The sequence below is a fragment of the Comamonadaceae bacterium OTU4NAUVB1 genome (assembly GCA_024372625.1).
GTDB lineage: Bacteria > Pseudomonadota > Gammaproteobacteria > Burkholderiales > Burkholderiaceae_C > Variovorax.
This window is the reverse complement of the sequence record CP099606.1, coordinates 89,703-103,821: the sequence shown is the minus strand read 5'-3', so window position 1 is coordinate 103,821 and position 14,119 is coordinate 89,703. Positions and strand designations below refer to the sequence as shown.

General features: G+C 69.0%; 10 protein-coding genes. 7 read left to right on the top strand and 3 right to left on the bottom strand.

From position 1 onward, the window contains the following. Window positions 1–94: 94 nt before the first annotated feature. Window positions 95–2,362 (top strand): polysaccharide biosynthesis tyrosine autokinase, encoded by a 2,268-nt coding sequence (locus tag NF681_19340; protein ID UST55899.1) that lies wholly within the window; start codon window positions 95–97, stop codon window positions 2,360–2,362. A 98-nt stretch (window positions 2,363–2,460) separates the two neighbouring features. Then, entirely contained in the window at window positions 2,461–3,660 is a 1,200-nt protein-coding gene (locus NF681_19335) for a polysaccharide pyruvyl transferase family protein (GenBank protein ID UST55898.1), read from the top strand. A gap of 147 nt (window positions 3,661–3,807) precedes the next feature. Here NF681_19335 and NF681_19330 read toward each other — a convergent pair whose 3' ends face one another. Then, entirely contained in the window at window positions 3,808–5,280 is a 1,473-nt protein-coding gene (locus NF681_19330) for a hypothetical protein (protein ID UST55897.1), read from the bottom strand. Window positions 5,281–5,384: 104 nt separating this feature from the next. Continuing rightward, window positions 5,385–6,353 carry a hypothetical protein gene (locus NF681_19325; protein ID UST55896.1) on the bottom strand — a complete coding sequence of 323 codons (969 nt, stop codon included), beginning with the start codon at window positions 6,351–6,353 and terminating at the stop codon, window positions 5,385–5,387. Window positions 6,354–6,768: 415 nt separating this feature from the next. Between NF681_19325 and NF681_19320 the strand changes: the two genes are divergently transcribed. The 5 genes from NF681_19320 to NF681_19300 all read left to right on the top strand — a co-directional run bounded on the left by NF681_19320 (window position 6,769) and on the right by NF681_19300 (window position 13,072). Continuing rightward, the gene (locus NF681_19320) at window positions 6,769–7,887 is read left to right on the top strand and encodes a glycosyltransferase (protein ID UST55895.1); all 1,119 of its coding nucleotides are present in this window, start codon (window positions 6,769–6,771) and stop codon (window positions 7,885–7,887) included. A gap of 4 nt (window positions 7,888–7,891) precedes the next feature. Next, window positions 7,892–9,364, top strand: a complete 1,473-nt coding sequence (locus NF681_19315) for a hypothetical protein (GenBank protein ID UST55894.1) — start codon at window positions 7,892–7,894, stop codon at window positions 9,362–9,364. Next, complete coding sequence (locus NF681_19310; protein ID UST55893.1) at window positions 9,357–10,847, top strand: oligosaccharide flippase family protein; 1,491 nt, start codon at window positions 9,357–9,359, stop codon at window positions 10,845–10,847. Before NF681_19315 ends, NF681_19310 begins: the two co-directional genes overlap by 8 nt. Before the next feature lie 80 nt (window positions 10,848–10,927). Beyond that, window positions 10,928–12,109 (top strand): glycosyltransferase family 4 protein, encoded by a 1,182-nt coding sequence (locus NF681_19305; GenBank protein UST55892.1) that lies wholly within the window; start codon window positions 10,928–10,930, stop codon window positions 12,107–12,109. Between the two features lie 75 nt (window positions 12,110–12,184). Then, entirely contained in the window at window positions 12,185–13,072 is an 888-nt protein-coding gene (locus NF681_19300) for a glycosyltransferase family 2 protein (protein ID UST55891.1), read from the top strand. Between the two features lie 19 nt (window positions 13,073–13,091). On the opposite strand, the gene NF681_19295 is transcribed toward NF681_19300, so the two are convergent. Further along, complete coding sequence (locus NF681_19295) at window positions 13,092–14,099, bottom strand: tripartite tricarboxylate transporter substrate binding protein (GenBank protein ID UST55890.1); 1,008 nt, start codon at window positions 14,097–14,099, stop codon at window positions 13,092–13,094. Window positions 14,100–14,119 lie beyond the last annotated feature (20 nt).

Below are 14,119 nucleotides of genomic sequence, written 5' to 3'. Positions count from 1 at the left end.
ACGGCAGCGGCAAAGTCATCGCCCACAGATGCACGCGATGATCTACGCTCGAACGCCGGCCTTCCGCGTCGGTTCCTGATACTCAACTTGTCGCATGAATCCAGTGATCCGTCAGACCCATCGCAATGAATCCGACGTCCTGGTGGTCGAATCGGAGAATGTTCCGCGACTGTCGGATTACAAGGACATCCTCATCGACCACAAGTGGTCGATCCTCGCGATCGTCGCGCTCGCGCTGGTCGCCGGACTGCTCTATGTCACACTGGCCGTGCCGGTCTATCGGGGCAATCTGCTGATCCAGGTCGAGGAGTCCGCGCCCGACAGCAAGACCTTCCTCAACGAGACGTCCGGTCTCTTCGACATCAAGACACCCGCCACCGGCGAGATCCAGGTGCTCGGCTCCCGGCTCGTCCTGGGCGCGGCGGTCGACGAAGTGGGATTGCGGATCAGCGCTCGCCCGCGCTACCTGCCCGTGGTGGGCGCCTGGCTCGCCGGGATGTCGACGACGCTGTCGCAGCCCGGTGTCATGGGTTTCGGGAATCACGTCCACGGCACCGAGCGCATCGAGGTCGCGCGGTTCCAGGTGCCCGCGGCATTCGAGAACAGCAGTCCGTTCACCGTGCTGGCGCGGGGCGACGGCCGCTACCTGGTGCGCCACAAGCTGCTCGCGACCCCGCTCGAGGGCCAGGTCGGCGTGCCGTTGAAGCAATCGACGCCCGACGGCGAATTCGAGATCGTGATGACGCGACTCGATGGCCTGGCGGGCGCGGCCTTCACCGTCTCCGTCGCTTCCCGCATGCGTGCCATCGAGCAATTGCAGTCCAGGCTGCAATTGACCGAACAGGGAAAGCAGTCGAACGTCATCTCGGTGGTCCTCGACGACACCGATCCGCAACGCCTGACGTGGTCGCTCAATGCCATCGGTCGTCAGTACGTCACGCAGAACATGGCGCGCAAGTCCGCCGAAGCCGAGAAGACATTGGCGTTCCTCGATGCGCAATTGCCGGTGTTCGAGCGGCAATTGCAGGCATCCGAGGACGCCTTCGCCAAGTTCAGGAACCAGAACGGCAGCGTCGCCTACCAGGAAGAGGCGAAGGTGTGGCTCGCCCGGACGGCGGCGCTGCAAGGCGGCCTGCTCGATCTGCAGCAGCAGCGCCGGGCCACGGAAGTCAACTTCACCGACCAGAGCCCGCGGACCCTGATGCTGGATCGTCAGATCGGCGCGGTCCAGAGCGAGCTCAAGGCGCTCAATGCACGCATCGCCAGCATGCCCAACATCCAGCGCGATGCCTTGCGCCTGGAACGCGACGTCAACGTGAACAGCGCGCTCTACCAGTCGATGCAGAACAACATGCTGCAGATGCGCCTGGTGAAGGAAGGGAAGATCGGCAACGTCCGGTTGCTCGACCGGGCGGAGCTGGCCGAAGAGCCCGTCAAACCGCAGAAGTCGCTCATCATGGCGTTGGCGTTGACCCTCGGTCTGCTGACCGGCCCAGGTTGGGCGATCCTGCGCACGCGCAACAAGCCCGGCGTGCGCAATCCCGACGAGATCGAGTCGTCGACCGGCCTGAGCGTGTATGCCGTGCTGCCTCACGCGCCCCAGCAGAAGCTGCTGGAGCAGGGTGGTGCCGGCGCCGCGTCCGGCTCGCCGCTCCTGGCCGATGTGTACCCGCACAGCGAGCCCATCGAGGCCCTGCGCAGCCTGCGGGTCATGTTGAGGGCACTGCAGGAGCAGGCCGTCAACAACCGGATCCTCATCACGGGCGCGACACCGGGCGTCGGGAAAAGCTTCGTCGCCGGCAACCTGGCCGCCGTGCTGGCGCAATCCGGACGGCGTGTGCTGCTCGTCAATGCCGACCTGCGCCGAGGTCGCAAGAACTTCGAATTCGGCCTGGAGAACGCGCCGGGCCTGTCCGAACTGCTCAGCGGGCAGGTCCGTGACGCAGACGTCATCCGCGCCGGCGTGCGACCGAATCTCGACCTCCTGCCCACCGGCCGCCTGCCCGATTTCCCGACCGACATGCTGGAGACCGACGGTTTCCGGCGCACGCTCGATCGCCTGTCCGCGAACTACGACGTCGTCCTCATCGACGCCGCGCCGGTGCTCGTGGCCGCCGATGCGATGACGGTGGCGCTGTCCTGCGACGTGGTGCTGCTCGTCGCACGCGCCGAGCACAGCCAGCTCGCCGAGCTCAACGAAAGCGTGCGTCGCCTGAACCAGGTCGGAAGCGCCGTCGAAGGCGTGGTGTTCAACGGCATGAACCTGGACAAGCGCTACAACAGCCGGTACTGCTACCGGCACCGGAGCTATCGCTATGTGCCGACGCCCTCCGACGCGCCACGGATCGCGCAGGGTCAATGAACCGGCCGATGTCGGCGTGTGACGGCGCATGCGACGTGTCGCCCTGGCATCGACGCCGGCCGGCAGGCAGTGTCTGACGCCCGGTTCCACCACGACGCGTGCCCCGGTCGGCCGAAGCGGCGAACGCGAAGGCGGGCGCCGATGACCCGGTCGGCGACCTCCGCGTGCCGATCACCGAAGACCCCTCGCCGTCGTCGGGTCCGCCATCGCCGCCTTCGCGGTTTTCCGAATCCCTTGCGACCCATCGAATGAGAATGAAGACAGTCCTGCTGCCAGGAGATTTCGTGAATCTGGGCGATGCCATGCTCTCGCTCGCGGCGGGCCGTCGCCTCGTGCAGGACGGCCGCCAGTGCGTCCTGATGCCCTACAAGACGCCCAGCGACAAGATTCGCGAGGAGTTCGAGACGGCCGGACTGAAGATCGTCCCGATCCGCGCCAATCCCGCGCGAGCCTTCCGGGCCTGCCTGTGGAGTTCCATCCGCATCGGCGGCGGCCATGCGATCCGCAACGAGGTCTCGCTCGGATGGCTGGCGTTTACCGTGGCGGTCTGTTTCTGGGCGGTCGTCTGCGGGCATTGCGCGGCCGTCGTCGGGGCGGGTGCCACGTCCATCCGGTCGCGATGGAAGAAGTTCTGTTTCCAGCTGATCTTTGACCGGTGCACGGAGATCAATCTGCGCGATGCCGTGTCGTTGTCCGTGTTGCAAGCCGAATTCCCGACCTCGGCCGCCAAGATGAAGCAGACGGGCGACCTGGCGTTCCTGAAGGGTTGCCTGCCGCTTCGACCGGACCTGAACGCGTCCGACACCTGCCTGGTGTCGCCGGGCATCGATTCCGGCGAATCCAGGAACGAGGATCCGAAGGAAATCCTGACGGCGCTGCGCTGGCTCCACGAGCGGGAAGGCCTGAAGCGCGTGCTGATCGTCTCGCACGATCTGAGGGAGGACTTCGGCCTGTCGTTCTGCCGGGCGCTGGGCGCCACGATCGACCGGGAACTCCCCGTCGAGGTCAGTCTGATCGTTTCGGACGGCGTCGCGGACGGCCTGCTGGCGCCCTACGGACACGCGCACTGGATCGTCACGGGTCGGCTCCACGGCCTGATCATAGGCGCGCTGCAGTCGCGCGAGGTGATCTACACCCGCGGTTCGGCCGCCAAGTTGAAGCCCTTCGCCGACCTGTTCGGCTTCACGTCGGTGGACGACATGGGTCGGACGCACGCGACCGATGCGCGCCAGCCGTCGCTGGCGGCGGCATTAGGCACTCAGCAGCGCGCCGCCGAACTCAACTTCGCGGATCGGTAGCCTGACCATGCGCTCCGTCCGCGACCGATCCGCCCGCACGCGATCCTGCAAACGCCTCCCGGGAAAAGGCGCGTGAACAGGGGCCCGCGCGCATTGGTCCGGCGGCGGAGCGTGGCCACGGGGCGGCGCCGGCGGACGGGCGACGCGTCACTTGATGCGGAACGCCGATGCCCACTCGCTGCGGGAGAAGAGCTGGATGTAGACCGGCTCGCCGTTGATCGGCACGGAGAAGCGCCGGTTCCTGGCCGGGACCAGCTTGCGATTGCCCACGAGGTCGATCACCGCCAGGTCGTTGGGACGGTACTGGGGAAGCACGAACTGCATGTCCTCGGTGCCGCGCGCGTTCCAGGCCACGACCACGCTGCGATCGCGGTTGGCGAAGAGGAACGCCTGCACGGCGGCGTCCGTCCCTTTCTCTCCCTGCAGGCGGTGCACGAACTTCAGGTCGCCCAGCTGCTCGGTCATGGTGCGGAAGGCGCTGTAGGTCAGGCGCTGGGACCAGTCGTTGCGGGTCAGGCCCATGGGACCGTCGACCGCGTCCTGCGAGGAGAACCAGCAGAAGCCCTCCACACCGGCCTCGGCCGCCAGGATGAAGGAACGCGGGATGTAGGAGGCGACGGTCCGCTCCGGCGTCGCGTTGTCGACGGCACGCTCGCCCTCGGCCACCGGCCAGCCCATCTCCGTGATCCAGATCTCGACGGGACGGCCGAACTTCTGGAGCGCCGCCGCACGCAGGCGCTTCACGCCCGACTGGAGCGAGCGGTCCGCGTCGACGGCCACAAACGGACGCACCCAGTCGGTGTCGTTGGCCACCGCGGCGATCTCCGGGATGCCACGGGCGTAGGGATGCACCGTCAGGCCGTCCAGGCGGGGGTCGAGTCCGGCTTCCAGCATCCAGTAGTCGACGACCCACATGTCGTCGCCGGCGAGTACCTTGACCGACGGGTCGTCGGCCTTCACGTTCCTGACCGCGGCATTGACCATCTGCACGTAGTGATCGAGCCAGGGGGAAGGGGGGCGTCCGTTCCACTGGCCTCCCAATGCCTTGACGAGGTGAGAGTTGTGCGGCTCGTTGCCGACCTCCAGCACGAAGCGCACGCCCTCGGCCTTCAGCAGCTGCGCGGCCCGGGCCGCGAAGCGCCCGAAGGCTTCCGCGTTGGAACCCACGGCGATCTCCTCGGGCGACGTGGGCGTGGTCCCGGCGCGCGAGAGCGTCAGGATGCCGACCAGCCCGATGTCGTTCTCGCGGTAGTAGGCGAGCTGCCGGCGCAGGTTGGCGGGCAGGGCGCCGTAGGTGCCGGGCGAGGTCTCGATGTCGCGCCAGTTGACGTGTTCGCGCGCCCACTTGACCTTGAGGTCCTTGAGCATCGGGAGGGTGTCCAGGGACTGGCCCTGGATGAACTTGACGCCCAATCCCACCGAATCGCCGAACGTGCGATTGCCGCTCGTGCCGTCCGCTGCGTGCGCCCCGAAGGACGCGCAGGCGACGAGCGAGAGCACGGCGAGGACGCGCCGGCACGCGTCCGAGAAGACCCTGAGGTGCGAGCCGCCGCGGTGCGACGCGCGCGCCGCGATCCCCGGAGGGACCGCCCGCATGCCGATCGGATGTCCGAAAACCATTTCAATGCTCCTAAAAGATGATGCGTGATTCGTTGCGCGCGGCCAACTTGCGAATCACCGCGGATTCGGTGATTCGCGCCGACCGCCAGGCCGAAGCGGTGCGCTCAGACCGAGTGAGAGGACGGGGACAGCCCTGCTTTTCTTCTGAAGATCAGGGTGCCCAGCACGGAGGCGATCCACATCGAGCACCTTCGCTTCATCAGCCTGACCGGCGAGAAGGGCACCACGGGACCGGTCGCGAACCGGTAGAACGACTGGCTCGCCAGGTTCGGAGGCTCGCCGCGCAGCGCGCGCCGCACGTGCCGGCCTTCCCACGGCTTGACGGAGCCGACGGCGTGAGAGAGCAGCTGGCCGCCGGGCGCCAGGTCCATGGCCTCCGGGCCGCACGCGTCGAGCCGTGCGTCGCACAGGCCGAGCGTGAAGTTCAACGCGTCCTCGTCGGCCGAATGGAAGATGTGGTCGCTGTGACCGACCCGGCGTTGCTGCAGCGATCCGCCGTTGTGGCGCGCCACGAGCGCGCAGACCCGTTGCCAGGTCTCGATGACCGCGATCCGGTCCCGCGAGATGCCCACGAAGCCGGCGTTGTAGAAACGCTCGATGTCCCGTCCGGGCACCATGCCGTGCGCGGCGAAGAAGGACGCCCATCGCGCCCGCTTCGGGTGCGTGGAAGGCAACGACGCGTTCGCGTCCTCCACCAGGGCGATGCCGTCCGGCCGCACCCACGCCTCGATGGCCGACCACCGGCATTTCACGACCATGTCCGGGTCCATGTAGCACACCGCCGTGGCGCCGGGCTCGAACGTGTTCAGCACGTCCAGCATGAAGGTCGGCTTGTGATAATTCAGGCTGACCGGCGGATTGAGCCGAACCATCCGGAGTTGCACGGTCTCGGTCACGCGCAGGCTGCAGAAATCACCGTCGAATTCCGCGTGGTTCGCCATCCAGGCGGGCAACGGACCCCGGTGGCCGACCCACACGGTACCGTGGTAGCCGGCGGCGACGAGGGAATTGGTGAGGCCGGCGACCCCGTAGTGATAGTGGTCCTCGAACAGCGTGCAGATGGTAATTCTCATGGTGGTCCGTTGAACTGGAAGATCGAATTCCCGTCTGTGTTCTGCTTTGGAAATGCCGTGATGAACCGTGAATCCCGAATGAAAAAGAAATAGCGTCGGTTGGAATCGGAGCCGTGAAAATCCACCCAATTCCGTTTCGACAGGTTAATAAAAAATTACTACCCGGCAGTGCCGAGTCGCACACGAAGCCATTAGAATTACAAGGCGAACTAATTGTGTCATGTTATTTCAGATCAGCACGCATGGGGTCATCGGTCGTCGTGGGCATCGTTTGTGCGATGCAATTTTCAGGCGATCCGCAGCGCCCTAAAGCATCGAGCAACGCCATGTCTACCGTGGAATTCCCGCGTTTGACTCCGGACCGCGCGACCGGCTCGTCCGGCGACCGGCCTTCCCGACTCGCCAGAGCCGTGCCGTGAAGGTCGCGCTGGTCCATTACTGGCTCGTGGGCATGCGCGGCGGCGAGAAGGTGCTCGAAGTGCTGTCCGACCTCTATCCGGAGGCCGACATCTTCACGCTGGTGTGCGACGAGGCCGCGATTTCGGACAAGCTCCGGCGCCACCGGATCACGACGTCGTTCCTGCAGAAGATCGGCGGACGGCGGCACTACCAGAAGATGCTGCCGCTGATGCCGCATGCCCTGGAGTCGTTCGACCTGACCGGCTACGACCTCGTGATCTCCAGCGAGGCCGGTCCGGCCAAGGGCGTCATTCCCGGACCGGACGCGATCCACATCTGCTACTGCCACTCGCCCATGCGCTACATCTGGGACCTGTATCCCCAGTACCGGGCGTCGGCCGGGCCGGTGACGCGGGTGCTGATGTCGCTGACCGCGCCCGCATTGCGCCGGTGGGACGTGAGCACGTCGCACCGGGTCGATCACTTCATCGCCAATTCGGCGTACGTGGCGCGCCGGATCAACCGGTATTACCGCCGCGATGCCCACGTCGTGCATCCCCCCGTCGACCTGTCGCGCTTCGCACCGGCGGGTGTGGTGGACGACCACTACCTGTGCGCCGGCCAGATCACGCCCTACAAGAAGATCGAGATCGCGGTCGAGGCGTGCACGCGCCTGGGCCGGCGCCTGACGGTCATCGGGGCCGGCGCCGGCCCCGCGCTCAGGCGGCTGGCGGGTCCGACGGTCGAGTTCCTCGGCGCGGTCGACGACGCGACCATGACGCGCCACTTCTCGCGCTGCCGCGCGCTGCTGTTTCCGGGTGTCGAGGACTTCGGCATCGTTCCGCTGGAGGTGATGGCGAGCGGTCGGCCCGTGGTCGCGTTCGCCAAGGGTGGCGCGCTGGAGACCGTCGTCGCGGGGCACACGGGCCTGTTCTTCCACGAACAGAAGACCGAGGCGATGATGGAGGCGATCGGGCGTTTCGAGGCCATGGCCCACGCCTTCGATCCCGCCGTGCTGCAGGCCCACGCGCGCTCGTTCGGGATGGATGTCTTCAGGGATCGCCTGGGCGGTCTCATCGCGTCGCTGATCGCCGCCCGATCCGGCACCCCGGCCGGTCCGGCCGCCGCGGGTTGACGCCATGGAAGCCGTTCCGATCGCCGTCTTCTGGATCCTGGTGGCCTGGGTGTCGCTGCGTCACCGGCAGGCGCTGCTGCCGCTGTTCTTCGCGTCGCTGCCGTTCGGCTCGCTCGCGGTGATACCGACGAGCCTGACGGCGGGCCTGACGCTGACCCCCGCGCCCATCGTCGCGTTGCTGGTGATCGCGCGGCAACTGGGCCGCAAGGGCGGCCTGGCCCGCGCCGTGGACGCCGCCCTGACGCCCTCTGTCGCGCTGCTGCTGCTGGCCTTCTGGATCGTGGCGAGCGTCACGACGCTGTTCATGCCGCGCTTCTTCGCCGGGGAGGTCGTCGTCATCGCGGTCTCGCAGGCGGATTTCGCGCTGCTGCGCCCGACGCTGCAGAACGTCTCGCAGTTCGTCTACATCAGCATTTCGGTGCTCGCGACGTTCGCCTTCGCCGACCTGCTCACGGAACCGGGGAGCCGTGAACGGGCCCTGAACGCGCTGTGCCTGGGCGCGGCGATCACCGCGCTCACCGGCGTGCTCGACTTCTGCGCGCGCTACGTGCCGCTGGAGCCGCTGCTCGACCTGTTCCGCACCGCCACCTACGCACTGCTCACGAACGACGAGATCCTCGACAGCAAACGCGTCGTGGGTCTGATGCCCGAGGCGTCCTCGTTCGGGACGCTGGCGCTGTCCTTCCTCTCGCTGCTGTACTTCTTCCGGCGCGCGATGGCCGCCGGCTTCGTGCGGCAGTGGCTGGTCCCGGCGCTGATGGCGTCGCTGCTGGCGCTGATCGCGCTGTCCACGTCCTCGGCGGCCTACCTGGGTCTCGGCGTGCTCGGCGGCGCGATGGTGGCGGAATGGTGCTGGCGCTCGGTGGCCGCCGGCCGCAATCCCTACCTCCGGCACGGCCTGGCCCGCGAACTGCGCCTGAGCCTGGCGGCGCTCGCGCTGCTGGTGCTGCTGTTCGTCGCGGTGCCACGCCTGTTCGCGCCGATGCAGCAGATGTTCGACACCATGGTGCTCCAGAAGACGAGTTCGCTCTCCTACGAGGAACGCACCATGTGGACGCAGGTGTCCTGGCGCGCCCTGTGGGAGACGCACGGTCTGGGGGTCGGGCTGGGCGGCACGCGCGCGTCGAACTTCGCGGTCGCGCTGGCGAGCAACGTCGGCATCGTCGGGGCCCTGCTCTACGCGCTGTTCGTCGCCCAGTGCCTCTTCCTGCGGCGCGGCGGGCGCGACGACGCGCAGGGCGGGGCCCTGATGTCGGCGGTGCGGTGGGCCTACTTCGCGCCCTTCCTGGCCGGACTGACGATCGGTACCACGCCCGACTTCGGCGTGCTGAACGCCTGGCTCTACGGCTTCTCGATCGCGCTGCTGCAGCAGCCGACCCCCCGCCGGGCGTTCCCCGTCGCCGCGGTGCGCGCCGGGTCCGGCTCGATCGCGCGCGCGCCGCGTGCCGTCATCGGCGATGGTGCCCGCCTTGGCTGAGCCCGCGAGCATGGCCGGGCGCGCCCTGGGCGCCGGACTCTGGACGGTGGGCACCCGGCTGGCGACCAAGCTGATCGATCTGGTGATGCTGGTGACGCTGGCGCGGTTCCTGGGGCCGGCGGAGTTCGGGCTGGTCGCGATGGCCATGGCGGCGGTGTTCATCGTCGAAGCCCTGTTCGAGCTGCCGATGGCCGCGGCGCTGATCCGCGCGCCGGCGCTGACGCCGGACATGCTGCACACGGCGTTCACGCTCAGCCTCCTGCGCGGCCTGGTCATCGCCCTCCTGCTGCTGGCCCTGGCCTGGCCGCTGGCCGCCTTCAACGACGAGCCGCGCCTGCGGGCGCTGCTGGCGGTGCTGGCCCTGGCGCCGGCCCTGCGCGGCCTGGTCAGTCCACGGATGGTGGAGTACGCGCGGGTCTTCAATTTCCGCCCCGACGCCCGCATGGAACTGTCGGGCAAGGCGGTGGCGCTGGTGCTGTCGATCGGCATCGCGGCGACGACCGGGAGCTACTGGGCGATCGCGGCGGCGACGGTGGGCGGCCCCCTGACGACCACCGTGATGTCGTACGTGATCGCACCGCTGCGTCCCCGGCTGACCCTGAGCCGGTGGCCCTATTTCTCCGACCTCATCGGCTGGAACTTCCTGTCCCAGGCGGGTGCCGCGCTCAACTGGCAGATCGACCGGCTGATCCTGCCGCGCCTGACCACGACCGCCATGTTCGGCCAGTACGCGATGGGCAAGCAGATCTCGGAGATCCCGATGCAGGCCCTGATCCAGCCGCTGTTCCGCCCGGCCATGAGCGCGATGGTCGCCGCCGACGCGGACCGGCGTTCCCGCTACGTGCAGCTGAGCAATGCCATCGGGCTGGTGATGGTCGGGGTGATGGGCGTGCCGATGCTCTGGCCGGACATCCTGGTGCGCGTGGCGCTCGGGCCCTCGTGGGAGCCCGCCGCCCAGTGGCTGCGCTGGATCAGCGCGGTCGCGGTCCTGGGTCTGCCGGCCATCCTGATGGGGCCGCTAGCGATGACGCTGGACCGCACGCGCTGGGTGGCGGCGCGCACGCTGGTCGAACTGGTGATCCGGCTGCCGCTGGTCTGGTGGGGCGCGGTGCGCTTCGGCATCCCCGGCGCCATCGCCGGGAGCGCCATCGCCACCGCCGCCGGCACCTTCACCGGCATGTGCATCGTGCGCCGGCTGGTCGACGTCGGGCTGGTGCCGCAGGCCATGGCGCTGGTCAGGCCGATGTGCGTGCTGCTGGCGGCCGGTGCCGTCCTCTACCTCGGCGCCCCCTGGGTGCTGGCGGCCGCCACGCTGCCCGCGCTGCTGGGGCGGGCGGTGCCCCTGGGCGGTGCCTACCTGCTCGCCTACCTTTTCTTCGCCTGGCTGGCCTGGCGCCTGGCCGGCCGGCCGGCCGGCCTCGAACGCCACGCGCTCGACCGGCTGGCCCGGCGCCTGCGGCCCCGCCGGCCCGGCGCGCCGTGAGGGCGCCGCGATGACCGTCAACCCCAACGAGATTGCCCTGGGAGGGCGTTATGCCGATCAATCCACCTGACACGGTGTTCATGGCCGAGCGTGCCGAGCTGCCGAGGCTCGTCATCAACGGCAAATTCCTTCAACCCTCGACCAGCCGCTCGGGCGTCTACCGCGTCGCCCGGGAAATGCTGGTGGCCCTGGACAAGGTGCTCGCCAACGACAAGGCCCTGGCCGGCAGGCTGCACTGCCGCGTGCTGGTGCCGGGGCGCCACGACGTCGACCTGCGCCTCTCGCACATCCGTGTCGAGCACGACGCGGGTCCGCGCACGATGTCGCCGCTGCGCCGCCGCCTGACGGGCGTGCTGTGGGAGCAGACGCAGCTGCCGCGCCGCGCGCGCGACGAGACGATCGTCAGCCTCTGCAACATCGGACCCGTCCTGGCGCGCAACGCGTTCACCATGGTCCACGATGCGCAGGTGTACACCTCGCCACGCTCCTACTCGCGCCTGTTCCGCAGCTGGTACCGGTTCGTCCTGCCCCGGCTGGGACGCCGCCATCGCGGCCTGCTGACCGTGTCGCGGTACTCCCGGGACCAGCTCGACAAGTTCGGCGTGGCTGATGCCGGCAACATCACCGTGATCCACAACGGGTGCGACCACGTGCTGCGCCACGCGCCCGACCTCGCGGCGGCAGGCGCCGCCGGGCTCGCGGGCGGCGCCTACGTGCTGGCGCTGTCGAACCGCCAGCAGCACAAGAACATCCAGGTGCTCCTGGAGGCCTTCGCCGCGCCGGCCCTGCGGGACGTCACGCTGGCGCTGTTCGGACCGGCGACGCGCGAGGACTTCGAGCGCCAGGGCTGCCGCGTTCCTCCCAACGTCAAGTTCCTCGGCTTCGTGAACGACGCCCAGCTCGCCGGCCTGCTGACGCAGGCCCTCGCGCTGGCCTTCCCCTCGACCACCGAGGGCTTCGGCCTGCCGCCGCTGGAGGCGATGGCGCTCGGTTGCCCGACGGTCGTCGCGCCCTGCGGCGCGCTGCCCGAGGTGTGCGGCGAGGCCGCCCTGTGGGCCGACGCGCACGACCCCGCGCAATGGGTGCGCCAGATCGTGCGGCTGCGCGACGAGCCCGGCCTCCATGCCGAGACGCGCGCCCGCGGCCGGGCGCACGCGGCGCAATTCACCTGGGAGCGGGCCGCGCGCCAGCTGCTGGACGCGGTGCTCGGGGCGCCCTCGCGACAGGGCGAGGCGGCCACCGATCCCGTTCCCGCCGTCTGAGGCGGGCCTCGTCATTCCGATCCGGCATCGCACTTTCGCCGCGCGACGCGGCTGCACCTTCGAGGACGCCCGACCATGAAACTCACAATCGCGATCGCGATCGCCACCGCCGGCCGCCGGGACGTGATGACCGACACCATCCTGCGCCTGTCGAGGCAGTCGCGCATGGCCGACGCGCTCCTGATCTGTCCGGCGAAGCCGCAGGATTTCGACGCGGCCTGCCTGGACGCCTACGGAGGCGAAGCCCGCGTGCTGGCCGGTCCCGTGGGACTGCCGTGCCAGCGAAACGTGCTGCTCGCGGCGTCGACGGCCGACGTGGTGGTCTTCTTCGACGACGACTTCCTGCCCTGCGACGACTACCTCGCGGAACTCGAGCTCCTGTTCGATGCGATGCCCGACGTGGTCATCGCGACCGGCCAGGTCCTGGCCGACGGCATCCTCGGCCCGGGCCTGGACCACCAGGAGGGCGTGCGCATCATCGAGGACGCGGGGCCGAACGACGCGTCCCGCGCGACCCGTCCGACCTACAACGGCTACGGCTGCAACATGGCCGTGCGGATGCGGCCGGTGCGCGAGCGGGGCCTGCGCTTCGACGAGAACCTCCCGCTCTACGCCTGGCTGGAGGACCTGGATTTCTCGCGCCAGGCCGCCGCGCACGGCACCATCGTCCAGGCGCCCCGCCTGCGCGGCGTGCACCTGGGCGTGAAGAAATCCGGTCGCAGCCCCGGCGTCCGCCTGGGCTATTCGCAGGTCGCCAACCCGATCTATCTGGCGCGCAAGGGCACCATGGCCTGGCCGCTGGCCCGCACGCACATGTCGAGGAACATGCTGGCCAACACCGCGCGCACGCTGCGGCCCGAACCGTGGGTCGACCGGCGCGGCCGCCTGAAAGGCAACCTGCTCGCGTTGTGGGACCTGGCGCGCGGGCGTCTCGACCCCCGGCGCATCCTCGAATTCAAGTGACCGGCCGGGCCGGCGCCCCTCAGTCGACTCGGATGCCGGCGGCCCGCACGACGTCGGCGTACTTCCTCAGGTCGGCCTCGATCTGCTGGCCGAATTCGGTGGACGTGTTGCCCACGGCCATGATCCCGAGCCGGGCCAGTCGCTCCCGGATCGCGGGCTCCCTCACCACGGCGGCCAGTTCCCGCTGCAGACGCTCGACGACGGGCGCCGGCGTGCGCGCGGGCGCGAGCAGGCCGATCCACGAACTGGCTTCGAAGCCGGGCAGCGACTCGGCGACGGTCGGCACGTCCGGCAGCGAGGCCAGTCGCTGCGCGCTGGACACCGCGATGGCCCGGACCTGGCCCTTCTCGATGAAGGGCAGCGCGCCGGCCACGGCCGTGTAGAGCATGGGCAGCTGGCCGCCTACCACGTCGGTCAGGGCCTGACCGCCTCCCTTGTAGGGGACGTGCACGAAGTTCGCTCCGGTCCGGGCCTTGAGCATCTCGGCGGCGATGTGCGGCGTGCCGCCGGTGCCCGAACTGCCGTACGACAGTCCGCCCGGATTCGATCTGGAGTGGGCGATCAGTTCGGGCAGGGTCTTCACGGGCACCGACGGGTGCGTGACGATGACGAGCACGGCGTCGCCGATCTTGCCGATCGGGGCGAAGTCCCTGACCGTGTCGAAGGGCACCTTCGAGAACACGTGGGGGTTGATCACCATCGTGCCGTCGAAGCCCAGCACCAGCGTGTAGCCGTCGGGTGCGGCGGCGGCCACCATCTGGGTGCCGATGTTGCCGGACGCGCCGGGGCGGTTGTCGACCACCACCTGCTGGCCGAGCCGGGCGCCGAGCCGATCGGCCACGACGCGTGCCCCTGTGTCGGTGACCCCGCCGGGGGTGAAGGGCACCACGAGCCGGATCGGCTTGGTGGGGAAGTCCTGCTGCGCGCGCGTGGCGGTGGCGAGGCCGGCCAGGCCGAGCGCGCCGGCGCCCGCCAGGGCGATCCGGAGCACGCGGCGGCGCGGGTTCGATGCGGACGATGGGGTCATGCGGATGTCTCCTGTCTGTT

Excerpts from the sequence above, each read along its gene's own strand:
- NF681_19340 (UST55899.1), top strand. The coding sequence starts at position 95 with ATGAATCCAGTGATCCGTCAGACCCATCGCAATGAATCCGACGTCCTG.
- NF681_19330 (UST55897.1), bottom strand. The coding sequence starts at position 5,280 with ATGGTTTTCGGACATCCGATCGGCATGCGGGCGGTCCCTCCGGGGATC.
- NF681_19325 (UST55896.1), bottom strand. The coding sequence starts at position 6,353 with ATGAGAATTACCATCTGCACGCTGTTCGAGGACCACTATCACTACGGG.
- NF681_19315 (UST55894.1), top strand. The coding sequence starts at position 7,892 with ATGGAAGCCGTTCCGATCGCCGTCTTCTGGATCCTGGTGGCCTGGGTG.
- NF681_19305 (UST55892.1), top strand. The coding sequence starts at position 10,928 with ATGGCCGAGCGTGCCGAGCTGCCGAGGCTCGTCATCAACGGCAAATTC.
- NF681_19300 (UST55891.1), top strand. The coding sequence starts at position 12,185 with ATGAAACTCACAATCGCGATCGCGATCGCCACCGCCGGCCGCCGGGAC.
- NF681_19295 (UST55890.1), bottom strand. The coding sequence starts at position 14,099 with ATGACCCCATCGTCCGCATCGAACCCGCGCCGCCGCGTGCTCCGGATC.